This window comes from Vibrio sp. 2092, assembly GCF_033339635.1.
GTDB classification, from domain to species: domain Bacteria; phylum Pseudomonadota; class Gammaproteobacteria; order Enterobacterales; family Vibrionaceae; genus Vibrio; species Vibrio alginolyticus.
This window is the reverse complement of sequence record NZ_JAWOUY010000028.1, coordinates 1-26263: the sequence shown is the minus strand read 5'-3', so window position 1 is coordinate 26263 and position 26263 is coordinate 1. Positions and strand designations below refer to the sequence as shown.

23 protein-coding genes are annotated in these 26263 nt (G+C 44.0%); 18 read left to right on the top strand and 5 right to left on the bottom strand.

What is annotated here, in order from left to right; genetic code table 11:
• Positions 1–34 precede the first annotated feature (34 nt).
• Positions 35–1213, bottom strand: a complete 1179-nt coding sequence (gene malE / locus R7P80_RS27610; RefSeq protein ID WP_005375272.1) for a maltose/maltodextrin ABC transporter substrate-binding protein MalE — start codon at positions 1211–1213, stop codon at positions 35–37.
• 672 nt (positions 1214–1885) lie between these two features.
• Here malE and malK point away from each other — a divergent pair.
• The 17 genes from malK to R7P80_RS27525 all read left to right on the top strand — a co-directional run bounded on the left by malK (position 1886) and on the right by R7P80_RS27525 (position 19982).
• Positions 1886–3004 carry a maltose/maltodextrin ABC transporter ATP-binding protein MalK gene (gene malK / locus R7P80_RS27605; protein ID WP_005375271.1) on the top strand — a complete coding sequence of 373 codons (1119 nt, stop codon included), beginning with the start codon at positions 1886–1888 and terminating at the stop codon, positions 3002–3004.
• Positions 3005–3424: 420 nt separating this feature from the next.
• Positions 3425–4825 (top strand): undecaprenyl-phosphate glucose phosphotransferase, encoded by a 1401-nt coding sequence (locus R7P80_RS27600; RefSeq protein ID WP_033906767.1) that lies wholly within the window; start codon positions 3425–3427, stop codon positions 4823–4825.
• Between the two features lie 10 nt (positions 4826–4835).
• Positions 4836–6041 carry an outer membrane beta-barrel protein gene (locus R7P80_RS27595; protein WP_225492166.1) on the top strand — a complete coding sequence of 402 codons (1206 nt, stop codon included), beginning with the start codon at positions 4836–4838 and terminating at the stop codon, positions 6039–6041.
• Positions 6042–6053: 12 nt separating this feature from the next.
• Positions 6054–6587 carry a polysaccharide biosynthesis/export family protein gene (locus tag R7P80_RS27590; protein WP_005375265.1) on the top strand — a complete coding sequence of 178 codons (534 nt, stop codon included), beginning with the start codon at positions 6054–6056 and terminating at the stop codon, positions 6585–6587.
• Positions 6588–6602: 15 nt separating this feature from the next.
• Positions 6603–8783, top strand: coding sequence for a GumC family protein (locus tag R7P80_RS27585; RefSeq protein ID WP_005385847.1), 2181 nt, complete (start codon positions 6603–6605; stop codon positions 8781–8783).
• Positions 8761–9588, top strand: a complete 828-nt coding sequence (locus R7P80_RS27580; RefSeq protein ID WP_206958994.1) for a putative capsular polysaccharide synthesis family protein — start codon at positions 8761–8763, stop codon at positions 9586–9588. The genes R7P80_RS27585 and R7P80_RS27580 overlap by 23 nt, the downstream gene beginning before the upstream one ends.
• The gene (locus tag R7P80_RS27575) at positions 9563–10609 is read left to right on the top strand and encodes a glycosyltransferase (protein WP_170897549.1); all 1047 of its coding nucleotides are present in this window, start codon (positions 9563–9565) and stop codon (positions 10607–10609) included. Before R7P80_RS27580 ends, R7P80_RS27575 begins: the two co-directional genes overlap by 26 nt.
• On the top strand, positions 10584–11804 hold the full coding sequence (locus R7P80_RS27570) for an O-antigen ligase family protein (protein WP_395219570.1): 1221 nt from the start codon (positions 10584–10586) through the stop codon (positions 11802–11804). Before R7P80_RS27575 ends, R7P80_RS27570 begins: the two co-directional genes overlap by 26 nt.
• A gap of 15 nt (positions 11805–11819) precedes the next feature.
• On the top strand, positions 11820–12653 hold the full coding sequence (locus tag R7P80_RS27565) for a putative capsular polysaccharide synthesis family protein (protein WP_005375258.1): 834 nt from the start codon (positions 11820–11822) through the stop codon (positions 12651–12653).
• Positions 12650–13681, top strand: a complete 1032-nt coding sequence (locus R7P80_RS27560; protein ID WP_005375250.1) for a glycosyltransferase — start codon at positions 12650–12652, stop codon at positions 13679–13681. The genes R7P80_RS27565 and R7P80_RS27560 overlap by 4 nt, the downstream gene beginning before the upstream one ends.
• A gap of 8 nt (positions 13682–13689) precedes the next feature.
• The gene (locus tag R7P80_RS27555) at positions 13690–14997 is read left to right on the top strand and encodes an oligosaccharide flippase family protein (RefSeq protein WP_213870334.1); all 1308 of its coding nucleotides are present in this window, start codon (positions 13690–13692) and stop codon (positions 14995–14997) included.
• A 2-nt stretch (positions 14998–14999) separates the two neighbouring features.
• Positions 15000–15395: a VanZ family protein gene (locus R7P80_RS27550; RefSeq protein ID WP_053350073.1), complete on the top strand. Its 396-nt coding sequence runs from the start codon at positions 15000–15002 to the stop codon at positions 15393–15395.
• 67 nt (positions 15396–15462) lie between these two features.
• Positions 15463–15783: a N(4)-acetylcytidine aminohydrolase gene (gene yqfB / locus R7P80_RS27545; RefSeq protein ID WP_005385855.1), complete on the top strand. Its 321-nt coding sequence runs from the start codon at positions 15463–15465 to the stop codon at positions 15781–15783.
• A 50-nt stretch (positions 15784–15833) separates the two neighbouring features.
• A complete protein-coding gene (locus R7P80_RS27540) occupies positions 15834–16433 on the top strand; it encodes a TetR/AcrR family transcriptional regulator (RefSeq protein WP_005385858.1) in 600 nt (199 codons plus the stop codon).
• A gap of 151 nt (positions 16434–16584) precedes the next feature.
• Positions 16585–17619: an NADP-dependent oxidoreductase gene (locus R7P80_RS27535; protein ID WP_132936309.1), complete on the top strand. Its 1035-nt coding sequence runs from the start codon at positions 16585–16587 to the stop codon at positions 17617–17619.
• A 14-nt stretch (positions 17620–17633) separates the two neighbouring features.
• On the top strand, positions 17634–18251 hold the full coding sequence (locus R7P80_RS27530) for a glutathione S-transferase family protein (protein ID WP_005375238.1): 618 nt from the start codon (positions 17634–17636) through the stop codon (positions 18249–18251).
• A 291-nt stretch (positions 18252–18542) separates the two neighbouring features.
• On the top strand, positions 18543–19982 hold the full coding sequence (locus tag R7P80_RS27525) for a catalase (RefSeq protein WP_170897552.1): 1440 nt from the start codon (positions 18543–18545) through the stop codon (positions 19980–19982).
• Between the two features lie 194 nt (positions 19983–20176).
• Here the strand turns inward: R7P80_RS27525 and R7P80_RS27520 are convergent, their stop codons facing one another.
• From R7P80_RS27520 to norV, 4 genes are all read right to left on the bottom strand, one after another.
• A complete protein-coding gene (locus R7P80_RS27520) occupies positions 20177–21055 on the bottom strand; it encodes an NAD(P)-dependent oxidoreductase (protein WP_005375233.1) in 879 nt (292 codons plus the stop codon).
• A 184-nt stretch (positions 21056–21239) separates the two neighbouring features.
• A complete protein-coding gene (locus R7P80_RS27515) occupies positions 21240–21578 on the bottom strand; it encodes a DUF1971 domain-containing protein (RefSeq protein ID WP_005375231.1) in 339 nt (112 codons plus the stop codon).
• Between the two features lie 43 nt (positions 21579–21621).
• On the bottom strand, positions 21622–22770 hold the full coding sequence (gene norW / locus R7P80_RS27510; RefSeq protein WP_225492163.1) for an NADH:flavorubredoxin reductase NorW: 1149 nt from the start codon (positions 22768–22770) through the stop codon (positions 21622–21624).
• Between the two features lie 10 nt (positions 22771–22780).
• Complete coding sequence (gene norV / locus R7P80_RS27505) at positions 22781–24283, bottom strand: anaerobic nitric oxide reductase flavorubredoxin (protein ID WP_225492162.1); 1503 nt, start codon at positions 24281–24283, stop codon at positions 22781–22783.
• 190 nt (positions 24284–24473) lie between these two features.
• Between norV and norR the strand changes: the two genes are divergently transcribed.
• Positions 24474–26006 (top strand): nitric oxide reductase transcriptional regulator NorR, encoded by a 1533-nt coding sequence (norR, locus tag R7P80_RS27500; protein WP_225492160.1) that lies wholly within the window; start codon positions 24474–24476, stop codon positions 26004–26006.
• Positions 26007–26263 lie beyond the last annotated feature (257 nt).

Genomic DNA, 26263 nt, shown 5'->3' with positions numbered 1-26263 from the left:
GGAGTTGCCCCCTCCTTAAAAAGGTCTTACTTAATTATTTAGTCATTTGTTTTTCTGCATCTGCAAGAGCTGCATCGACAGTTTGACGACCGTCAACTACGTTGATGATTGCGTTCTTAGCCGCACCCCAGAATGCGTTCATTTGAGGGATATTTGGCATGATTTCGCCGTTCATCGCATTGTCCATTGTTGCTGCGATACGAGTATCTGAATCTAGCTCACGTTGGAACGAGTTAAGTGCTACCGCACCTAGAGGCTTATCGTTGTTAACCATACGTAGGCCATCGTTTGTTAGTAGGTAGTTCTCAATGAACTCAACTGCTAGGTCTTTGTTTGGAGACGCAGTGCTGATACCAGCCGTTAGAACACCAACGAATGGCTTAGAAGATTGACCTTGGAACTTAGGTAGCGTAGTCACGCCGTAGTTAACGCCAGACTTCTCAATGTTGCCCCAAGACCATGGACCGTTAATCGTCATCGCTGTTTTGCCTTGGTTGAACGCAGACTCAGACACGGAGTAATCCATATCCGCAGAGATTACGCCTTTATCAACTAAGCCTTTTACGAAGCTCATTGCGTCTTTAACGCCTTCTTTCGCGATACCAGCGTCTTTAACATCGTAACCTTCAGAAGTGTATTTGAACGCGTAGCCGCCATCAGCCGCCATTAGTGGCCAAGTGAAGTACGGTTCTTTTAGGTTCCACATGATTGCAGACTTGCCGTCTTTTTTAAGTTTTGCATCTAATGCTGCAACCTCTTCCCAAGACTTTGGTGGGTTTGGAACTAGGTCTTTGTTGTAGATTAGAGATAGAGACTCAACCGCAACTGGATAGCCGATCAATTTGCCGTCGTAACGTACTGCATCCCAAGCGAAATCAACGATACCTTCTTGAATATTCTTAGAAGGTTTAATTTCTGCTAGCAGGCCAGCTTCTGCGTAACCACCGAAACGGTCGTGAGCCCAGAATACGATATCAGGACCGTCGCCAGTCGCTGCAGTTTGAGGGAATTTGTCTTGAAGGCCATCTGGGTGAGCCACAGTCACTTTAATGCCTGTGTCTTCTTCAAATTTCTTACCAACTTCAGCAAGGCCGTTGTAGCCTTTATCACCGTTGATCCAGATAGTAAGTTGTCCTTCTTCGATGGCAGCATTAGCACCAAAAGAACCCAAAGCAACAAGAGTACCTAGTGCTACAGCGCTTAACTTTTTCATGTTCGTATCCTTTTTATATTTTTGATGTAGGGCTAGTCCATTGAGGTTCAGCCGTATTTCGACATATATCATCTGAAATAATCCAATATGTCTCATCCTCCTAATCCCTACGCCCTTACAATTATGACGTATTTTCGTGATCTAAATCGCCAAGGGTAAGAGACTCAAATCACAAAATGGATAGTTCCTGTGATCGGTTTCAACTTTAGGTGGTGCAATAATGTGATTTCCGACCAACTGCTTTCTTCCTCCTCCTTTTTTACTCCTCCCTTTCTACTCCCCCTACAATTATTTCTATTAGGAGGATGTCGCACTACGCACAATCTTAGAAACTGCAGTCATCCAAGAGTGGATGGTAAGAACCCTTTCCCAGCAGTGCCTACGTATTAGGAAAAAGATTTGCTGGTTTTGCATTGCCAGACGAGTGGAATGTCATTATTAGTGTTGTTTGTGGTAATTATTTCACGGGGGAGACAATACGAATAATGTGGGGGAGAGAAACTCGTACTTGGCTATGATGGGTAGCACTTCTATTCAGGACATTTTATTGAAGTGCTACCCTACTTTTCTTACCAACCGCAAGAACTTACCGATTCCTACTGTTACTGCTCGCTAGATAATTCATATAATGATGAGCGGTGAATAATAAAAAATTGATCGAGGACGAGCTACATGGCGAGTGTCACGTTAAAAAATGTTTGTAAAGCGTATGGCGACGTACTGATTTCTAAGAACGTAGACCTAACAATCAACGAAGGTGAATTTGTTGTTTTCGTAGGTCCATCAGGTTGTGGTAAATCTACCCTTTTACGTTGTATTGCCGGTCTTGAAGACATTACTTCAGGTGATTTGTATATTGGTGACCAGCGCATGAATGACGTCGAACCATCCAAACGTGGTGTTGGTATGGTATTCCAGTCTTACGCTCTTTACCCGCACCTTAACTTATATGACAACATGTCATTTGGCTTGAAACTAGCAAAAGCAGACAAAGCAGAAATCGACAAGCGTGTTGAACAAGCAGCAGAAATCCTACAACTAGGCCACTTGCTTGAGCGCCAACCAAAAGCACTTTCTGGTGGACAGCGTCAACGTGTGGCGATTGGCCGAACATTGGTATCGCAGCCAAATGTATTCCTTCTAGACGAGCCACTATCAAACTTGGATGCGGCACTGCGTGTAAACATGCGTGCACAAATTACTAAGCTACAACGCCAACTTGGTTGTACCATGATCTACGTAACGCACGATCAGGTAGAAGCGATGACAATGGCAGATAAAATCGTTGTACTAGACGGCGGTTATGTATCGCAAGTTGGTAAGCCGCTTGAGCTTTACCATTACCCACAAAACCGCTTTGTAGCTGGCTTTATCGGTTCTCCGAAAATGAACTTCATGAGCGTGTTCATTGATGAAGTAGAAGCAGAGCGCGTCAAAGTTCAACTATCTAACGGCGTATCTTTCTGGATTCCAGTGGATGGTACAACAGTTAACCGCGGCGACCGAATGTCTTTAGGCATTCGCCCTGAGCACCTATTATCCGCTTCTGAAGCTGATGCAAGTATTCACGGTGAAGTGATGATTGTTGAGAAGCTAGGTAACGAAACTCAAGTATACCTAAATCTAGAAGGCGCGGACGCCGACGTTATTTTCCGTCAGCCGGACACGCTTGCAGTCGACACTGGCGATAAAATCGAGATCGGTATTCCAGCTCATCGTTGTCACCTGTTCCACAGTGATGGTCGCGCATGCCGCCGCCTATACAAAGAAAACGGCGTAGAAGTCGAATAGTTCATTCGTCCTTACTCAAAAATCCCTCTCACTTGAGAGGGATTTTTTTATCTTAATAAATATCAGCAATTCGATACTAAATCATTAATCGTGAACGAATCAAATCACCCGTTTCTTCTACCCTCACATAAACCATTGTCTTTGTACTGATACTTCATTTTTAATACTTTTCCTCATCCCTCATAAGTAAGTACCAGCTTTTTCCTAACCCGCCAAACTTAGCCAAAGGGCTAAATATCATTCTTATTTCCACTTACCTCAACAACGCAAATTTTTACACTTATCAACGAAATTACACGTGACAAAAAACTCAGCAGCATTCCACAGAATGCTCTGTGCACTAACTACTAATAACGTTCACGACACGGCAATTGGGGAAGACACCCAAGGGCGGTAGCGTGTCAGAAGGGAAACTGAGTCATGAAACAAAAAGGACTTATCCGCTCTCATGAGATGGAGTTCGCTTTTTTATATCGCATCTCAGATCTTGCTGTCATCGTCTCTTTTATGCTGCTTTTAGTGTTCAAAGACATGAATACTGCGATGGGGAAAGATTACGTCATATTGGCTTTCGTTGGAGGCATCTCTTTTCTATTTATGGCAGAAAGCGGCAATCTGTATCGCTCTTGGCGAACCAGTTCGTTTAAAGAGCAGATGTTTATTGTCTGTGTTGCTTGGGCGGTGACTTCTGCACTTATCTTTATTGTGCTGTATTTTTCTGAAGTCCATACCTTATTTGATAACACAATTTTAGCGCTGTGGTTTGCGATTACGCCCGCTCTGCTTTTAGCATGGCGAGTAACATTCCGTACCGGATTAGCCTATTTGAGAAAAAAAGGATTCAACACTCGCACTGCGATCATCATCGGCCAAACTCCTCACGGCATTACCCTAGCTAACGAAATTCAAAACCACACAGAACACGGCGTGCTTTTTGATGGCTTTTACGACGAACGATCTTCCGACAGACTGCCAAATTCTGATTATCCTATTAAAGGAGCTGTTGACCACGCCCTTGAGCGAGCTAAAAAAGGGGAAGTAGATTACGTCTATATCGCGATGCCAATGCACGCAAAAGAGCGCATTGCGTCACTTCTTAACCAATTCTCAGATACCACCGCAAATACGTATCTGATTCCCGACTTCTTCACTTATAACCTTTTACATTCTCGTTGGGCGCAGATCGGCCAAGTTCAAACACTAAGTGTCTTTGATACACCTTTTGCTGGAATTTCTTCTTGGGTAAAACGGTTTGAAGACATCTTGTTTTCGAGCATTATTTTGGTCTTAATCGCCCCTATTCTATTCGTCATTGCGATTGGCATTAAGGCAACTTCTAAAGGCCCTGTCATCTTTAAACAACATCGTTACGGTCTTGATGGACGCAAGATTGAAGTCTGGAAGTTCCGTTCAATGACAACCATGGATCAAGGTTCCAACGTGAAACAGGCGACAAAGAACGATCCTCGTATTACGCCTTTTGGCGGATTTCTACGTCGCACCTCTTTGGACGAACTGCCTCAATTTATCAATGTACTGCAAGGGACCATGTCTATTGTTGGTCCACGCCCTCATGCCGTGGCGCACAATGAAGAGTATCGCCAGATTGTTGACCGATACATGCTACGTCACAAAGTAAAACCAGGCATTACTGGCTGGGCGCAAATTAATGGCTATCGCGGCGAAACAGACACCTTAGAAAAAATGGAAAAGAGAGTCGAGTTTGATTTGGATTACATCCACCACTGGTCGGTTTGGATGGACATCAAAATCATCTTTATGACCGTTTTCAAAGGCTTCACTGGTGCTAACGCTTACTAAGGTTAAGATTATGAAGAAACTGACAATGGCAATAACATTGAGTCTGTTTTCTACTGACTTGCTCGCAGAACCGATGGCTTACCAAACCGAGTCTGGTATAGAGTTGATTCCCCTCGTAAAAACTTTCTACGAGGGAGATGACAACATCAATAAAGCGGAAAAATCCGGCAATGTAGAATCGGTCAATATTTGGGGTATAGAACCAAGCTTACTAGCACGTATAGAACGGAATCGCTATCGCGCAGATATTTTATATAAGTTAAAAGCGGGCTTTTCATCTGACGATCGCAACGACTTCGACGACCACACTTTTCAGTTTTCCAACTTTTTCGAATTTAATCATCGTCATCGTTTAGTGGTTGATTACCGTTTTCGCGCCCAGCATGAAGTTCGAGGAGAAGATATTACCGAAGGTAATGGTAGCGCAATCGACTCACCAATAGAGTTCAACCGTAACGATGTAAAAACCAATTATGTCTTTGGATCTAACGGTGCCAAAGGCAGACTCGAATTCGGTTTAGGCTATAGTGATAAAACCTATCAAAACTATCGTGACGGCTTGCCTGGGCGCCCAAACGCTAAAACTAAATACAACGATTTTCGAGCTCCCAATGCACATTTGGAGTTCTATTTAAGAGCGACGCCAAGAACCTATTGGTTAGTCGGAACAAACCAAATCATAACCGAGTATCAGCACCGAAATTCTGCGCAGCCATCGAAAGATAACAACACCAGTTTCTATTACACCGGTGCCGAATGGGAAGTTACAGGAAAAACCAAAGGCATCGCTCGACTCGGTTATCAAATCAAAGATTTTGACAGCGCTCAACGAGAGACATTTAAAGGCTTTAGTTGGGATATCGGCTTTGAATGGTTGCCTCAAGAACAAACTCTAGTCAGCGTGAAAACCACTCAGGCGGCGGTTAACCCCGATCAAGATGGCGATTACAACCTACAAACTCGTTACCGACTGAACCTCAAGCACGATTGGAATAGTTACCTTGCAACTCGCTTAGGTGCTGTTTATCAACAAGATGATTACACGGGAATCTCCAGAAACGACGATCGGTACACTCTATCTTTTGGTATCGATTATCAGATCAAACGTTGGATACAGCTGCAAGCCGATTGGCAATACCAAGATAAAAACTCTAGCCGATCGGGTTATAGCTTCGAACAAAACATTTGGACTTTAAGCGCACAGTTTTCTCTGTAAAAAGGATTATTAATGAAGGCATTCATCAAATTCATGAGTGTAGCGTTGTTGCTATTTAGCACTTTGGTCAACGCTGACTCAAACGAGGAAGATTACTTACTCGATACTGGCGATACCATTTCCGTGCAGGTCTATGGTGAAGAAGATCTTACGATTAAAAATATTCTAATAACGTCAGATGGCTATTTTGATTACCCCTACCTTGGCCGAATCAAAGCAATCAAAAAAACACCAAAACAACTCAAGTACGAAATAGAAACGGGCTTAAAAGGCGATTATCTCATCAATCCAAAAGTGATGGTCACCATCAATAACTTTCGTCTGTTTTACGTTAATGGCGAAGTCAGGAAACCTGGTGGATTTGAGTACCGTCCAGGGTTAACCATAGAGAAGGCCATCGCTCTAGCAGGTGGCTTGACCGACAGAGCCTCACGCAAAGGCATTAACCTCACCAAGCATAAAACAGGTCAAACGATGGAAGGGGTCAGTATGCACCGCAACGTTGAACCTGGTGACATTGTATTTATTGACCAGAGCTTCTTTTAAGTGACAGGGAATCAAATGAACGGGACTCATCCAAATAATCTCCAGATGAACAAAGTAGAACTGATTCGTTTTGGCCATCACTTCAAAGCGATTAAAAAGAATTGGCTAAGCATCGCAGCATTCACGCTTCTGTTCTCATTAACTTGTACTTGGTATATCTACTCCAAAGCATCGATATACCAAGCTACAGCTACGCTACTCATCCAAGAGGAGCAAAAAAGCGCCCTTTCAATCGAGGAAGTATATGGCGTCGACACGACAAAAAAAGAGTACTTTCAAACGCAAATCGCCATTTTAAAATCGAATCATATTGCAGATAAGGTCATTAGAGAGCTGAACCTCACCCAATTACCTGAATTCACAAGCTCAGGGGGGTTAAATAAAAAAATCGACCAAATAAAGTCGATTCCTTTTGTTCAAGACCTACTGAATGTGGCACCAAGCCCAAAAGAAACCGCCCAGTTTTCAGAGTCCTATTATCAGGCACTTCAAGCTTTCAGAAGTAAACTCGATATTGAGCCAGTACGTAACACCCAATTAGTCAGAATTCGCTTTCGTTCTACCGATCCTAAGCTTGCGACGACAATCGCCAACGCGGTCGGCCAAGCCTACATTGACGCAAATTTTGAAGCCAAATTGGTCGTTACACAAAATGCGGCTACTTGGTTGACAAATAACTCTCAAAAATTGGAGGAGCGATTACGTAACTCGGAGCAAGCGCTGCAAGAATTCTTGTTAAAAGAAGGGTTGATCGATATCAACGGTATTGATGAAATTTACGCAAATGAGCTAGAAGAACTCACTCGCAAGCTGAATATCGCTGTTAATAAGCGTATTGAAGCGCAGACGTTAATCCAACTGTTACGACGTAAATCTTCGCAAAGTTTAGACAGCTTGTTGTCAATTGATGAATTCGCTAATCAAGCGCAAATCCGCGATCTCAAATTGTCGGAAGCACAGGCAGCCAAAAATCTCTCTGAACTGGCACAGCGCTACGGACCTAAGCATGATCGAATGATTCAGGCGAAAGCACAGCTTGCTGAAATTCAATCAAGAACCCAGCAACTCATTCGTGACATTTCCTTCAGTAAGCAACAAGACCTTCTTGCTGCAAAAGCGCAAGAGGACATGCTTCGAGCAGAGCTCGATAACAAAAAGTCAGACTTCCAATCGTTAGGGTCACAAAAAGCGCGTTACGAACAGTTAAAACGCGAGGTTGAATCCAATAAGGCACTCTATGAAGCGTTCTTAAATCGTGAGAAAGAGACCAACGCCACCAGCGACTACAAGAATGTCACTGCTCGCTTTACTGATAAAGCCATCATCCCTCTATTCCCGGTGGCACCACAACGAATCAAACTGGTACTAATTGCCACCTTTTTTGGCTTTGCCATTGCTTGCGCTCTGGTCATCATCTTAGAAACGATGCGAGAAGTTATCCGAAGCACAGCCGATGTGCAGGAAAAACTTGGTGTTACGTGTTTAGGTGTGATTCCTATGGTCAAAAAACGCAATTTGCGTAAAAACGGCGTCAGTTATACCGCGTATTTAGATGATGAAGAAAAGCTATTTAGTGAAGCTTGCCGCTCCGTCAGAACCTCGCTTCTGCTCAGATTAACCAACACGAAGCAAAAGATATTGCCCTTTACCTCTGCTATTCCAGAAGAAGGAAAAACATCGACCAGTATCAATATGGCGGTGTCGTTTTCAAAAATGGAAAAGGTGTTGATCATCGACTGCGATTTACGTCGACCTTCCATCGCAAAGCGATTCGGTATTGCTGAATCAAGCCCTGGCTTAACGCATATCCTGACGATGGATACGCCAATCAAAGATTGTGTTACACATATAAAAGAAGCCAACTTAGATGTATTATCGGCCGGCCTAATTCCGCCAAACCCACAGGAATTACTGGCTTCTGATCGCTTTAAAAAGTTGCTCGAACATTTTCAAAATAAGTATGACCGGATCATTATCGATACGCCGCCCCTACTGTCAGTGAGTGACGCACTTATTCTTGGTCAGTATGCCAATGGTCTGATCACCGTCATTCGCTCAGAATCAACAAAATCATCACTGGTTAACCTTGCGTTATCTAAACAAATACAACACTCAGTTCCATCTCTTGGCGTCTTAATCACACAAGCCAAGGCCAAGGAAGGAGAGACGCTTTATGTCCAGAAATACGCCTACTAACGTAAACCTATCTTGGTACCAAACCTTGAAAAGCCAAGAACAACCGGTATTGATCTATCAAATGGGCAAAGTAGGTTCGAGTGCATTAGAGCATTCCATTCCTGACTCGATTCACTTGCACGACCTTATGACCGTCGATGCGCAAAAACAAATATCCCCCGTTAGAGCGCAATTGCATAAGCCTCAGATCAATGCGTTAAAGCGACGACTAAAGCGCATAACGATGAGCCGCATGTTAAAGCGTAAGAAAAAAGTTCGAATTATCTCGCTGGTGCGTGAACCGATCGGACGAAATGTCTCAATGTTCTTTCAAGCACTTCCTTTTTGGATGGCGGACAAATATCTAAAGGATGACAGCGCAATACGTACCGAACGACCGCAATTACTCCAAGAAGCATTTGATAAGCACATGAATCATCAATATGCGCTGCAGTGGTTTGACAACGAGATCAAACAACTAACAGGGATTGATGTGTTTAACGAGTCTTTTAATCACGAAGTAGGCTATCAAACATACCATAACAATAACTTCTCACTGTTGGTCATTCGAAGTGACAAGCTAACGAAGGCTAACTCCGCAGTTGAAGACTTTTTAGGTTACCCCGTGGATGTTGTTTATGAAAATCAATCAGACAACAAATGGTACTCGCCACTAATGAAAGAATTCAAAACGCAATTTCAACCTACACCCGAGTACGTTGAAGAAATGTTCTCATCAAAATTAGCACAACGTTTCTTTTCAAACTCTGAAATCCTATCACTCAAGGAAAAGTATTTAAATGAAAATACTACACATAATCAATGACTTATCTAGCAATGGTGGAGCACAGCGCTTTCTTGTAGATCTAGTAGTCCAGCATATGCCTCAATATAAAATACGAGTTCTCATTCTTAATCCAGACAATGATTTCGAGGAAAAACTGAAAGAAAGTGAAGTGACGTGCTATGTTTGGAAGTCACTGTCTCTAATTGAAAAATGGAAAATACTCCAATGGCCAGATTTGGTACATAGTCATTTATTTCCTTCTATATACCTCGCTCTATTTTCCTTTGGAAAAAGGAAAATACAAACAGAACATAACACAACTAATCGACGCAGGGACTATCCATTATTTAAGTTTATGGAGCACCTTCTTTATATGAGCAATGACAAAACTATTTGCATCACTCACAAGGTTCAAGAAGCATTAGTTAAATTCATACCAGCATACAAAGACCGCTATGAAGTAATATTCAATGGTGTAGATCTTCATCGATTCTCTAGACAACCTAAATTATATAAGGCGCTAGAAAAAAAAGGAGTTATAAACATAGGAATGGTTGGTAGGCTTCATCACTATAAGGACCACGATACATTAATATGTGCAATAGCTAAATTACCAGAAAACTACCACCTCCATCTAGCTGGAGACGGAGAAAAAAAACAAGTTCTTAGAAAAAAAGCAAAAGATTTGAACTGCGATCATCGTATACATTGGTATGGTATCACATCTGACATTCCTCGATTCTTATCTAGTCTCGATCTGTATGTGCAATCTTCAAAAGTAGAAGGTTTTGGTCTTGCGGCTGTAGAGGCTATGGCTGAAGGGTTACCAGTTCTAGGCTCGGACGTCCCCGGACTAAATGAAGTAATCGGAGATAAAACTTATTTATTTAAACAAGGTCAATCCGATGACTTAATAACAAAAATACTTCACATAGTGGGTAGTAAAAGCTCCTATGAAGCTGCTTCCTGTTTTTTTGTCGAACGTTGTAACCAGTTTACTTTGAATAACTTTAGGAACAGCTATTACAAAATTTATGATGAACTTTGTACCGATAAATAACCAAACTCCGATAATAGCTGCGTGCTTACTAACATTGTTCTTTATTCCTATGAAGTTTCGTGCTGGAGGAATAGCGCTAGCCCCTTCTGACATCGCAAGCCTTTTGTCCATTGGTTTTACTGCATTAGTGGTATTGGAAGGAAAAGCTGAAAAACTCATGCATCCCTGTATGGGGTTCCTCGTATTGTTCACTGGGTATGTGTTCATAAATGGTCTGCTAAATCGCGTCCCTTTAATGCCGCTAGTTATAGAAACTGTGCAATGGTTAGCGATTTTGTGCCTACTGAGCCTAATGTACGCCTATGGCGTGTTTGATGACGAACGGGTAATGGTTTATTTCACGTATCTGTTGTTTTTCATCTGTACGCTCGTTGCCTTATGGCACTTTGCTCAGGGCTATCAAAGCGGGTTTAAGTTACTCGGGGTAAGTAAATACGGGTTCGGTGTACTGTGCTCGCTACTGTACCTTTATCGAGATAAAATTCGCGCTTTCCACCTTTTGATGCTCGTAGCTTTAGTATTACTGGTGTTGTCACAAGAAAGAAAAGCGCTACTTGGTTTTTGTCTGCTTTTCTTCTTTGACCAACTGCTCGTAAAAAACTTAATGAGAAAATCGCTCAGCGAAACGTACACGTGGACGATTTTATTAGCCTTAAGCTTCATTGTGTTTACTGCCGTCACAACCACACTCTACGTTGGGTTTGAAACGCTAGCAGACACATTGGAAATAACCCAAGAAGACGTCTTATTTGCCAACCAAAGTGAAGCCCGCTGGGTATCGAATCTTCATAGAAAACTTTTACTTGCCAATGGGCTAGATATTTTATTTCAACACCCGGTGTTAGGTGTCGGCGCGAAAATGTTACCCAACTTTATGATCAGTTACTTTAATTATGATGAGCTGGCGATCTACACCCACAACTTTGTGTTAGATACCGCAATTGAATACGGATTGCTTGGTATCGGTCTGCTGTTTGGTGGTTATTTTCTTTTTATTCGCTTTTGCTTCCGTAGTCTTAATGAAAACAGAAAAAGCCTATTACTTGCGATATACGCCCTCATCATGGTGTTTTTCGTTGCGGTAAACACCACCATAATTTTAATACTCTTATTACCCGTCATGATCAGCATTAGCAACGACTCAAGGGCCATTGCTCATACTTTTCCGGTAAACCATCACCACGAATATGAATAATCAAGGATAGGATAGATGAAGTATTCAATCTCTCGACAATTTGAAAAGAACCGAGAACTCCAAGCTGATAATTTTGTTTTAGTTTACCAAATGGGCAAAGTTGGCTCCTCATCAATTGAGCACACGCTAGGGGAGAAAAATATCCCGAGCTATCACATCCACACCTTTGATGATCACGAAGAATTTCACATGTATCACAATAAAAAAGACGTGAGTAAATTCTTCGACTTCCGAAACCGCGCACTCTATCGCTTAGTGCTCAAGCAGCGAAAACGTATCTTACAAAAACGCGAGCAGATTAAAATCGTTACTCTGGTCCGCGATCCAATCGCAACTGTCTTTTCTCGCTTCTTTCAAGATCTCCATTTGCAATTTATCGAAGGCAAAAAGAACGATGCAATTCACCGAGATATGGAAGTCACGTATCAGCACCTCGAGCATTGTTTTGATAACTATATCAATCTCAACTATTTTGCGGACTGGTTCGACAACGAGTTAAAGCGTAATTTCAATATCGATGTGATGCGCCAAGAGCTGGACAACACTCAACCTTTCTTCACATTCCAGAACGATCAGGCCAACGTCATGCTAATCAAATGCGAACAGCTCAGTTCTCTTGATAAAGAAATCGGTGAGTTTCTTGAGTTGCAAGACTTCGTGCTGAAAAACAGTAACGAAGCGAAAAACAAGTGGTACTCCAATATCCACCAACACTTTAAGAATCACTACGACTTCTCAAAACTGTTCTATATGTACGATCTTCCCTTGTATCGCCACGTTTATTCAGAGCAAGAGCGTGATGCTTTTAAACACAAATGGATGCAAACACCAGGGACAAAATCATCATGAAGAAAGTACTCCATGTTACAGAAGCGTTTGGAGGTGGCGTTCAAACCGCCCTCTATAGTTATGTTCACTCATCCAGAGACGAGCCTTACCAGCATTTCTTGCTAGCCAGAGCCCGAGAAAACGACTTAACCAATGAGAACAACCACCACATTTTCGTACAGACAAAGTGGGTAGAAGGCGGCTTGCTTCAATTTATTCGCGATGCAAACCACATGATTGCATCACTTGGTCCCGACGTCGTGCATTTGCACTCGAGTAAAGCAGGATTTCTCGGCCGATTTCTAAAGCTTGGCAAGGCACGCTTGGTTTACACACCGCACTGTTATGCCTTCGAACGTGAAGATATCTCAGAGCTTGCACGCCAGATCTATAAAGCACTAGAGAAAGTAAAACTGAGCAAAATTGATGTGGTTGCAGGCTGTAGCCAACGAGAGTGTGACCTAGCCATTAGCATTGGTGCGAAACATGCCGAACTGCTCAACAACTACGTGTCTTATCAAAGTGAAGATCGTATAGAGCGAGACAAGCAAGAAGCGCTGAAGCTCATTGTACTTGGTCGTGTCGCGCCCCAAAAAGATCCTCAGTTTCTTATCAGCACATTGCAGTTCCTTAATCGGTATGCGCTTAACCGCCCGATAGAGATCACATGGATAGGTGGCGGTGACCAAGTACTCGAACAGAAATTACGTACTGAAAATGTGGATGTAACGGGTATGCTGCCTCGCGATGAGGTAGTTGAAAAGCTCAAAGGTTCAGACCTTTATCTACACACTGCAGCATGGGAAGGGATGCCGTTAACCATTCTAGAAGCATCCAAGTTACATCTTCCTATGGTTATTCGGACCATCGGCGCAACCAAAGATCTCAACTACCCGTTTTTAGCGCTCACACCTGAAGAAATGGCCAAGCAGATCGCGCATTGTGTCAATCATTATGAAGAGATCGATTTTCGCCAATATACAGCAGAATTAAACAATGCCTTCAGTGAAGAAAAACAGCGCCTCGCACTCAATAAACTATACGGTTAAATGCTCCTATGTTTCACACTGTTCAACAAAAATTACTGTTGATGCCCAGCGGTAAAAAAAGCTTGTTATCTACTGGATTAAAAACCGCAATCACGCGTGTGTTGAGTGCGCTATTTGCTTTTTTACTGACTCTGATTGTATCGAAGACCAGTGACGCTTCGACGGCCGGTCAATTCTTCTTTTTATTCAACCTAGTCTCGCTACTCGCCATCGTTTCTCAGCTAGGTTTTGATGTCTCGTTAGTTCGTTACAATGCGATCGCTTTTAATAACAAAGAGAAGCTTGAACAAAGCCAAAACTATAAAACCGCACTTTATCGAAGTATGGCATTTTGCTTGCTCGCCATAGGCGTTTTGTTAGCAGGGTTTAATCTGTTTCCAGAACAGCTAAACCAGACTCAATCACCAATGTATGCGATTACTTTATGCTTGCTTTGCATACCTTTCTTGGTGCTTGCGCAAACCAACAGTCGGGTGCTTCAAGCATGTAGAAAAGTTGTATCATCTCTGTTTGCGTTGCAGCTTGGGGTAAGCATTTTGATGGTCATTTTTGTCTTTGCCCTAGACTATATCGGTCAGCAAAATATCAACAATCTAATGACCGCACTGCTTTTAGCGAGCATAGGTGTCGCGGTCATATCTAGTGCCAATTGGCTTGGCTCAGATCAATATCAAACATCGGCTTTCGTACCAAACAAAAAAATGGTCGCTTCTGCCAAGCAAGTCTGGGTTGGCAGTATCTTCACGAATGTTCTTCAATGGGGAAGCCTTGTTATTGCGGGCTTTTTTATCTCAACAGCGGAAATCGGTTTGTTAGCCGCAGCCCAACGCACATCACTACTGATTGGCTTTGTGCTGATTACCATTAACTTTGTGGTCGCCCCGATGTTTGCGTCTCTCTACAAAGAGCGTCAAATGCTCAAACTGCAGAATCTGAGCCGCTTGGCGTGCCGAGCCAATGTTGGTTTAGCGATTGTACCCGTAATTATTTGTACCCTCTTCCCCGAGTTTGTAATGCAGTTTTTTGGTGAGGAGTTTCTCGCTGCGGCACCACTATTAGTCGTCCTTTCTCTGGGGCAGTTAGTCAATGTGGCGACTGGTTCGGTAGGTTTTTTATTATTAATGAGTGGTCATGAGAGAACCATGAAATACATTACAATTTCCTCCGGTACGGTGTCCATCTGCCTACTTGTTACGCTTTGCCAAATATTTGGGGTGATTGGTGCAGCGTGGGCAATGGCAATTGGCATGGCTATCCAGAATTTAGCTGCACTGTACTTTGTAAAACGTTACTTAGGCTTCTTTCCAATAGGTTAATTATGGCTTTAATACTGGCACGCACGAGTTTTGTTTTAGTCCTGATGCTAACCGCTTCACTCTCTTTGTGGAAAAGCTCTGACTTACACCATACTGCTTACCTGCAAATGGAAACCTACTTAGGCGGATCGAGTACGCTTCACTTTACTTTCAGTTTATTGATCGGCTTTTTATCGGTCTTCACGTTCCCTTCTCTGGTGAGCTCGAATAAAACCGACGTTTTTGGGATTCGTCTTTTGCTACTGCTGTTGGCTATCGTTTCAATGGAAGAAATAAGCCAACTTTTTATTCCAAATCGATCATTTAGTTTTGATGATCTCAGCACCAACTGGATAGGCGTTATCTCAGGTTACTTTAGTGCCAAGTTAATTCGCTTCATCCGCACTCGATCGTTCTAGTAATACAGGAACCTCTGGGGGATTTGGGTATATAATTACGCCAAACAACCAGACTAACGAGTACATCATGCCATCTCATCCAACCAAGATTACTTTTTTTGAATTCTTAACCCCGTTGATCACGTCAGGCAAAAAGACGATAACGATTCGAGATGAATCAGAAAGCCATTACGTTCCCAATACAGAAGTCGAAGTTTTTACCTTAGAAACGGATCGTAAAGTCTGCGATATCAAGATACGTTCTGTAGAACCACTTCACTTTGAAGATATTAATGAGTTTCATGCAGAACAAGAAGCCATCGAACTACCAAAACTCAAGCAGTTAATTCGAGAAATCTACCCAAATACCGACACGCTCTTTGTTATTGAGTATGAGCTGATTAAATAACCCACAACAAATACTAGACGACTGGTCTAATTCATTCTATAGTACACTCCATGAACGCAAAGACGAATGACACACGCCAACATATTCTCGACGTCGGATACGAGTTGATCGTAAACCGAGGGTTCACGAGTGTTGGTCTTTCAGAGCTGTTAAAAAAGGCCGCAGTGCCAAAAGGCTCGTTTTATCATTACTTCAAGTCCAAAGAACAATTTGGTGAAGCGATGATTCAAGACTACTTTACTAAGTATTTTGAGCGTTTAAACGCACGCTTTACCAATACTGAATTGAGTGGCTACCAACGCCTAATGAGCTATTTCGAAGAAATGGTCAAAGTAGAAGACGACGTGTGTAATGCGAACAAATGTTTATTGGTCAAGTTAAGTGCAGAAGTCTCCGATCTCTCTGAGTCAATGCGCTTGGCATTACGCCAAGGAGCAGACAAAACCATTCAAGCGATAGCGGATTGCATAGACATCGGCATTCAAGATGGCTCAATCCCCAATGGTGACAGTGCGTTATTAGCAAGGCAGATATACTACCTTTGGAATGGCGCTAGCTTGCTGAACAAACTTTATCAAGATCAGGCAGCATTGACGCAAAGTCTGACCTATACTCAACACTTACTGCAGAATACGCGCACTTGCCCATAACGGGCGGCGTGGAAGCAGAATGAACACCCTACACACGTTTCACTGTCAGAAAAAGCGTCAGTGTTAACACAGTAAACCTTCCCGCTTTACATAAGCGGGATATTTTGAAATAAATACTAGACGACCGGTCTAATCAACAAGTGAGATAGATATGACTAACGCAACAAATCGCAGAATAGTACTCGCGTCACGTCCCCATGGTGCACCGACACAAGAAAACTTTCGTTTAGAAGAGGTAACGAAACCGACTCCGAAAGAGGGTGAAATGCTATTGAGAACGGTTTATTTATCTCTAGATCCATACATGCGTGGTCGCATGAGTGATGCCGAATCATACGCTGACCCTGTTGCAATTGATGACGTAATGGTCGGTGGTACAGTTTGTCAGGTAGAAGCATCAAACCACCCAGATTACGAAGCAGGTGAATGGGTTCTTGCCTACACTGTTGGCTGGCAAGACTACGCTATCTCAACTGGTAAGATGGTCATTAAACTTGGTAAAGAACCGCAAAATCCTTCTTACGCGCTAGGCGTTGCAGGTATGCCAGGATTTACCGCGTACATGGGTTTACTCGACATTGGTCAGCCAAAACCAGGGGAAACCATCGTGGTAGCAGCTGCTACGGGGCCTGTAGGCGCAACAGTTGGTCAAATTGGTAAAATCAAAGGTTGCCGAGTTGTTGGTATAGCAGGCGGAGAAGAAAAATGCCGTTACGCTAAAGAGGTGCTTGGTTTCGATGAGTGTATTGATCACAAAGCTGAAGACTTTGCAGAACAACTGAAAAATGCCTGTGACAAAGGTATCGATGTTTACTTCGAAAACGTAGGTGGCAAAGTATTCGAGGCTGTAATGCCACTTCTGAATACAAATGCGCGTATCCCACTTTGTGGTTTGATTTCTCAGTACAACGCGACAGAGCTGCCTGAAGGTACCGACCATCTTCCATTACTAATGGGTAAGCTCCTGACCAAACGAATCAAGGTGCAAGGCTTCATCATTTTTGATGATTACGGACATCGTTACGGTGAATTTGCGCAAGATATTAATCAATGGTTGGCAGAAGGAAAGATCCAATACCGCGAACATCTAGTACAAGGACTGGATAATGCGCCAGAAGCATTCATCGGTCTGTTGGAAGGTAAGAATTTCGGCAAGCTTGTAGTACAGATTAACGACCCATTATAAAAAGGGATATGTAAATGATTAAACTTCACCACCTCAATCAGTCTCGTTCAAAGCGCATCATTTGGTTACTTGAAGAGCTAGATGTAAATTACGAAATTGTACCCTATGTCCGTGATTCCGTGACCTTCATGGCACCGCCAGAACTAAAAAGTGTTCACCCATTAGGAAAGTCACCTGTTCTTGAAGATAACGGCGAGATTATCATTGAGTCAGGTGCAATGACCGAATATTTGATTGAGAAATACAGTGACGGAGCCTTTGCTCCTGAGCGTGGTACAAAAGCACACACAGAATATTTGCAATGGATGCACTTTGCAGAAAGCTCTGCAATTTTACCTATGTTGCTAAAAATCTTCGTAAGCAAAGAGCCAAATGAAACTCAGTTTTTATCAGGCTATGCCGACAAGGAAGCAATGAATGTACTAGGCTACTTCGAGCAATCCTTAGAAGGCAAAACTTACCTAGTAGAAGAGCGTCTGACTGGCGCTGACATCATGATGTCTTTCATTGTCGAATTGGTTCAAAAGTTTGGTTTAGTTAATCACTTCCCTAATATTGAACGTTATGGGAAACAGCTCGCGACACACCCAGCATTTGCAAAAGCTGAACAACTTGAAGTGAAGTACTCTTAATTACTTCCCCCCTTTCGCCCCTTTGATCACACGTAAAACTTCATTTAAGGGGCGATATTACTAGCATCGCAGACACGCTAACTGGATAGCGCTCCCCCCCAGTCAATCGCTTTCGAGAACGCCGATTGTTATGTCAATCAAGCTAATGTAGTAAATTTCTGATTCTAATATAGTTTCGACCATAGTCACCATCTATTGAATTGATAAGCAATATCAGTTTTCTCCCCCAGCTTTTCCGTAATAACCTCCTCTACAGTTTCTAAGGTATTGAACCCTGGAGGGGGAAGAAAAATGACAAACAAGAAATTGACTACAGCAGCAGGTTGCCCTGTCGCACATAACCAAAACGTTATGACTGCAGGTCCTCGTGGCTCTCAACTATTACAAGACGTTTGGTTCCTTGAAAAATTGGCACACTTTGACCGCGAAGTGATCCCAGAGCGTCGTATGCACGCAAAAGGTTCTGGTGCTTACGGTACGTTCACAGTAACGCACGACATCACAAAATACACTCGCGCTAAGATCTTCTCTGACATCGGCAAAAAAACAGAACTATTCGCTCGCTTCACTACCGTAGCTGGTGAGCGCGGTGCTGCAGACGCAGAACGCGACATCCGTGGTTTCGCACTTAAATTCTACACTGAAGAAGGTAACTGGGACTTGGTTGGTAACAACACACCAGTATTCTTCCTACGTGACCCACTAAAATTCCCAGACCTAAACCACGCAGTAAAACGCGACCCTCGCACTAACATGCGTAGCTCTACCAACAACTGGGATTTCTGGACATCACTACCAGAAGCATTCCACCAAGTGACTATCGTAATGAGTGACCGTGGTATCCCAGCTTCTTACCGTCATATGCATGGTTTTGGTAGCCACACATTCAGCTTCATCAACGCAGAAAACGAACGTTACTGGGTGAAATTCCACTTCAAAACTCAACAAGGCATCAAGAACCTGACTGACCAAGAAGCAGAAGCCATCGTAGGTAAAGACCGCGAAAGCCATCACCGTGACCTTTACGAAGCGATTGAGCGTCAAGACTTCCCTAAATGGAAGATGTACGTACAGATCATGCCTGAGTTAGAAGCGGATGAAGTCAACTTCAACCCATTCGACCTAACACGTGTATGGTCTCAAAAAGACTACCCACTGATCCCAGTTGGTGAGTTCGAACTGAACCGTAACCCAGAAAACTTCTACGCAGAAGTTGAGCAATCAGCGTTTAACCCAGCAGCAGTTGTACCTGGTATCGGCTTCTCTCCAGATAAGATGCTACAAGGTCGTCTGTTCGCTTACGGCGATGCTCAGCGTTACCGTCTAGGTGTGAACCATCATCAAATCCCAGTGAACGCACCTCGTTGCCCTGTTCACAGCTACCACCGTGATGGCGCAATGCGCGTTGATGGCAACTTTGGTTCAACACTGGGTTACGAGCCAAACTACAAACAAGAATGGGCAGAGCAACCAGATTACTCTGAGCCACCTCTACGCATCAATGGCAACGCTGATCACTACGATCATCGTGTAGACGAAGACTACTTCAGCCAAGCGGGTGACCTATTCCGTCTGATGAGCGAAGAGCAACGTCAAACTCTGTTCGATAACACAGCTCGCGCAATGGACGGTGTGCCAGAGTTCATCCAACAGCGCCACGTTCAACACGCATACCAAGCGGACGAAGCGTACGGCAAAGGTCTTGAAATTGCACTAGGCTTAAACAAGTAAGCGAACGCTGCAATCATTACACTGCGTGATTTAAAGACGAAAAAAGGAGGTGCTCTACAGCACCTCCTGATTTCAAATCACTAATCCTTAATCACAAGTCACAAACCATGCTCAAGGAGATTCATTATGATTAACTTAGATTTCTTTAAGCTCTTTGATACCAAAGAACTGTTTATCTATTACTGATTCATCAACTACTGATTTTTAGCTACCGCTTTGATCAGTACTGATGTATCCATGCGACCTAAACCATCACGTTGAAGGTCTGCGTATTGCTCATCCACTTTCTTAGTCAGTGGAAGTTCTAGACCCACTCGCTCAGCTTCTTGCAGACAGAAACCTAAGTCTTTGCGCATCCAATCAATAGCGAAGCCAAAATCGAACTTGTCTTCAGCCATCGTATTTGCGCGGTTTTCCATCTGCCAAGAACCTGCAGCGCCATGCTTAAGCGTTTCTACAACTTGAGCGATGTCCAAGCCTGATTTTTGTGCCAGCAACAAAGCTTCACTCAGACCTTGTAAAACGCCTCCAATACAGATTTGGTTTACCATCTTACAGCGTTGACCCTGACCGTTTTCACCCAGTAGCGTCATCTGCTTCGCGTACACATCCATCGCCGGAGACACACGGTCAAAAATGCTTTGTTCACCACCACACATGATGGTTAGAACACCATTTTCTGCGCCTGCTTGACCACCAGAAACTGGCGCATCAATGAAGTGATTACCATACTTAGCACACGCTTCAGCCAGCTCAACCGCTAGGTCTGCAGAAGTGGTCGTGTGATCGACTAGCACTGCGTCCGCTTTCAAGCCGACCAGAATGCCCTCTTCACCGTAAACAACGCTACGAACGTCATCATCATTACCCACACAGGTAAAAACGATGTCACAGCCTTCTGCCGCTTCACGTGGTGTTTCACAAGCTACGCCTTGGTATTCTTCAGCCCATTTGTCGGCTTTCGCTTTTGTGCGGTTGTATACTTTGGTTTCAAAGCCCGCTTTACTTAGGTAACCAGCCATTGGGTATCCCATCACACCCAGACCAATAAATGCTACTCGTTGTTTTTCCATTGCACGCTTCCCTTGGTTCACCTGACTGAAATGTTTCGTAACATGCTACTAAAGAATTGAAATCATTACTCGTGATTTCTCTTTCCTCGGTCTCGATGATCCTGCATTGCAGTCCGTTTATTGCGCCTTCTACACCCCTTTACTTGACGATTAGCGTAACAGTCAAAGCACTTACAAAGGTTCACTACTGCTTAGCGTGGAACATCGCTTGCCCACTCTTGTCCTTGTTCGACCAGAAATTGATGTTGAACTGAGCATCATCGCTCATCTCAATGCGGTGCCAGTACTGCGGTGGACTTGTAGCAAACTGGCCTGCATTAATCACCACCACTACTTCTGCTTCTGTGGCATTTTCATCAGCAAAGCCGTAGTAAGTCACTTGCCCTTCCATGACGCACAGCTGCCCAAACACACCCTCAGCGGTATTGTGATGAGTCAGTAGCGCTGGTGGCACATTGTCTTTAGTGAAGAAAGGCGTTGAACGTTGAACAGTCCAGTCTTTAGGAATTCGTAGATGCGACATTAATAATACCCTCTCTAATTACAATTCTTTTCGTTTAAATCGGTTAAGCCTGAGCGGCTTGAGACAACTCTCGAAGTAGTGGAAATGCTTGCGTAACTTGTTCTCCCGTCACGACGAAGCCCATGAGTCGGCGATTTTCATCTTCTGCCTTCGCGGCAATACCAGTTTGAGAAATCTGCACGCTCCAGTTCGTCACCGAACTAAAATCGCCTGCCAATTGAATTGGGTAGCTCGGCGTTTTGACCTTTACCATCATAGGCGGTAGTTTCAACTCTGCTTCTTGCTCCAGTAGTTGTTTGCCCAAAGCATTGGCACTTAGCACGATCGGTTGGAGGTACGGCATCATTCGACCTTGGATCTCAGCACAATCGCCTAATGCGAACACATTGGCTGCTGATGTCTGTAATCGAGCATCCACCTCGATGCCTTTATTGACACTCAACCCACAAGCCTTCGCTAACCAAGTGTTAGCACGTAAACCCGCAGCTGAAATCACTACATCGGCTTCGATTTCCTTACCTTTGCTCAAGCTTGCCACCAGCGAATCATCCGAGTGATTGATCGCGACAACTCCAGTCTCTAAGGCAAGTTGAATACCTTGCTGCTTAAGTTGATTCTCCAGCCGCAATGCAACAAATTCAGGAATCAAGTTAGCGAGCAAACGGGGATTTGGCTCAACCACCGTAACGGCTTTACCACTGGTTGCGAGATCCATGGCGATCTCGACGCCGATCAAACCACCACCCATTACTAGAATTCGTTCCGCGCGGCTAATTTGCTCTTCCGCTAATTGATATTCTTGTAGCGAGTTCAGCGTTATCACCTCAGGTGCTGCATCACCAGATATTGGCGGCACAAAGGCTTTCGCGCCTGTCGCAAACACCAGTTTGGAGTAAGGATAGGTTTGGCCGTTGGCGACCACTTGCTGAGCTTGCACGTCGACATGCTCAACCTTGGTATGGGCGAACAGTTCGATGTTGTGTTCCTGTGCAAACGCCTCACCACTTCTAACCACTAAGTCTTGGGCGGTTTGTTTGTTACTGAATACATGACTCAAATCGGGCTTGTTGTATTCCGCGCCATCATCAACAGTAAACACTTGCAGCGGAATATGTGCGTCCATTCGACGCACTGTTTTCACCAATTGGTAAGCCGCAAAGCCGCTACCAATAATCGCAATAGGTGCTTGCATATTCGCCCCCTTACCCGTTGTATTCGACAAAGACGTCTTTACCCAAGTGACATTCTGGGCACAAGAAGTAATCTGGCACTTCAGACCATGCCGTACCCGGTTCAACGCCTTGATTAGGCTCACCTTTAGCTGGTTCGTACACCCAATTGCAAACCGTACAAACCATGCATTGACAATCTGCGGGATGCGCCTCAGTACTAGGGTTGCTAGGAGCAGCATCGACTACCGCTTGTGTTGTCGCTGGCGCAGCGGGTTGTGATTGAACTTGTGGTGCAGACACAGCAATCGCCGGCGAAATAACAGGGCTTGTCAGGTCATGCTTTGCCCACAATTTCGCGATGTTCTGACCATGTTCGCGACATTCACGCATCGCTTTACCATCTGGTCGCCATTTGGTTTTCAAACTCACTGCGGTTTCAAAGCCTGCGTCGGTCAATCGAGCATGGATACGATCCACCGCACCACCGTTCCAACCGTAGCTACCGAATGCAGCGGCCTTCTTCACTTTAAAGCGCAAACCAGTAATTTCTTCTAGCATGCCTGCGATCTTCGGCATCATGACGTTATTCATGGTAGACGAACCAACCAAGATGCCTTTTGAGCGGAATACGTTGGCGAGAATTTCATTCTTATCATGCTTAGAGACATTAAAGACTTTGACCGCCACGCCAGGGTCGACATCGTGAATGCCTTGCGCGATTGCATCGGCCATCATTCGGGTGTTATTTGACATAGAATCGTAGAAAATCGTAATGCGATCTTCTTGATAATTGTCTGCCCACGCCAAGTATTGCTCGATGATTTGAACCGGATTATCGCGCCATACAATACCGTGTGACGTTGCGATCATGTCGACAGGCAAATTGAAACTCAGCACTTCTTTGATTTTAGCGGTTACCAAGCTGCTGAATGGCGTTAGGATGTTTGAGTAGTAACGCAAACACTGTTCCATCAACTCATTTTGATCCACTTCATCATTGAACAGGCGTTCATCGCAGTAGTGCTGACCAAATGCGTCATTGCTGAATAACACTGCATCGCCAGTTAGATAAGTCATCATGCTGTCTGGCCAATGCAGCATAGGCGCTTCCACGAAGACCAATTGCTTACCGTTACCAATATCGATGCTGTCGCCCGTTTTTACGGTTTTGAAGTTCCACTCAGGATGGTGGTGATGACCCACAATCGAATCAATCGCCGCTTCTGTACAGTAAATTGGCGTGTTCGGAATCTTCTCCATTAATGCCGACAATGCGCCTGAGTGATCTTCTTCTGCATGGTTTACTACAATAAAGTCGATAGACTTAAGGTCGATTTCCATCTCTAAATTTTGGATGAATTGTTGACTGAATCGATGATCGACCGTATCAATCAATACGGTTTTCTCTTCACGAATTAGATAACTGTTGTAGCTGGTACCTTTTGTCATTTTGTATTCTGTACCGTGGAAGTCTTGAACTTCCCAATCGCGTTGACCTACCCAGTGGATGTTGTTTTTTACGTGAATTGTCATAATTACTACCTTGAATGACGGGATAAACAAAAATAATTTCTTCTTGTATTGCACTGGGCGTGCCAACTTTCAATTGCTATATATTTCAATATCTTAATTAAAAATCAACTTTAGAAAGTGTCATTTAGACACAGTTGAAAATTGTCATTAAGACACTACAATAGTCATATTGACACAATCGGTATTGGCTATGACTTCTTTAATCGCGCAATGGCTACACATCACGCAAGATCTTAACTCGGCGCTCACTCAACAGGCTCGCTTCGATACGTTATTAACCACGATTCGAGACGTATTGAAGTGTGACTCTTCTGCCCTTCTTTTGTACGAAGACCAACACTTTAAACCTTTAGCGATCAATGGATTGGCGAAAGAAGTGCTTGGACGCCGTTTCTCTATTGAGCAACACCCAAGATTAGAAGCCATTGCCCGAGCAGGCGATATCGTGCGCTTTCCCTCTGACAGCGACTTACCTGATCCATACGATGGCTTGATTCCAAACCACGATGACAAACTGCATGTCCATTCCTGCATTGGTTTACCTCTGCTGATCGACGATCAACTGATTGGTGCCATTACGATTGACGCCTTCGACCCCAACCAATTTGATGGGCTACGCAACCAAGAGTTACGTTTTGTCAGCGCGTTGGCAGCAGGTGGCCTACACACTGCACTCCTACTAGAACAACTAGAGACACAAGCAAGCCTGCCACGTGACTCTTACGCCGAGAAGCGCACCTTAAGTAATGAAATCATTGGCAACTCTCCGGGTATGAAGAATCTTCAAGAGCAGATTGATGCCGTCGCCGATACAGAATTGTCTGTGCTGGTCATGGGAGAAACGGGCGTAGGTAAAGAGTTGGTTGCCAGCGCTATTCACCATCGTTCTAGCCGCTCGAACAATACTTTGGTTTACCTCAACTGTGCAGCGCTGCCCGAATCGGTCGCGGAAAGCGAGTTGTTCGGCCATATCAAAGGCGCATTCACAGGCGCAATCAGCAATCGTAAAGGTAAGTTCGAACAAGCCGACGGCGGCACACTGTTTTTGGATGAAGTCGGCGAACTGTCGTTAGAGCTGCAAGCCAAGTTACTTCGAGCCCTACAATACGGCGACATTCAACGTGTGGGTGATGACCGCCATATTCGAGTCAATACACGCATTGTCGCCGCCACCAACCGTATATTGCATGAAGAAGTGACTGCTGGTCGCTTCCGAGCCGACTTATATCACCGTCTAAGCGTCTTCCCGCTTCATGTTCCACCTCTTCGTGAACGTGAAGACGATGTGGTGTTACTCGCAGGCTTTTTTGCCGAACGTTTAAGAAGCAAATTGGGATTGAACAGCATTCGTTTGTCCCCCACTTTGGTGCAGGCACTCAAAGACTATTCATGGCCAGGCAACGTGCGAGAGCTTGAACATGTCATTAAACGTGCTGGTGTTTTGGCAAAAGCGCGTACCCACGCCATGGACATTGAGTTAGTTGAGCAAGATTTTGACATCCGAACGCCGAATCAGAACATCAAGAACGTTGAAGAAACGGAACAAAAATCTCGGCTTGAGCTACCAGAAGGCGGATTAAAGCCTGCCACAGACGCCTTCCAAAAAGCGATGATTGTTCGAGTTCTGGAAGAGAACCAAGGTAACTGGGCAGCAACGGCACGTCAGCTTGAATTAGATAACGGCAATTTGCACCGATTAGCAAAACGGCTAGGGATAAAATAGACACTAACGAATATAACCTAATATGGCATATTCATCGCCAAATAAAGAGCCGATGCCCAACCGCTCACTCAGCCCACTATAAGTAGTGAGCTGAGTGCTCAGATAGAATAGCCACCTAAGTTTGACGGTATTTTCTTCTAAATTTTATTGTCTTGAACCACCTCACAGATTTAATAACCCTGTGCCGTCCTAAATAAGGTTGACACTTTCCACCCCCAAAATTGGAGAGTGTTATGAAATCAACAACTAAAAGAACT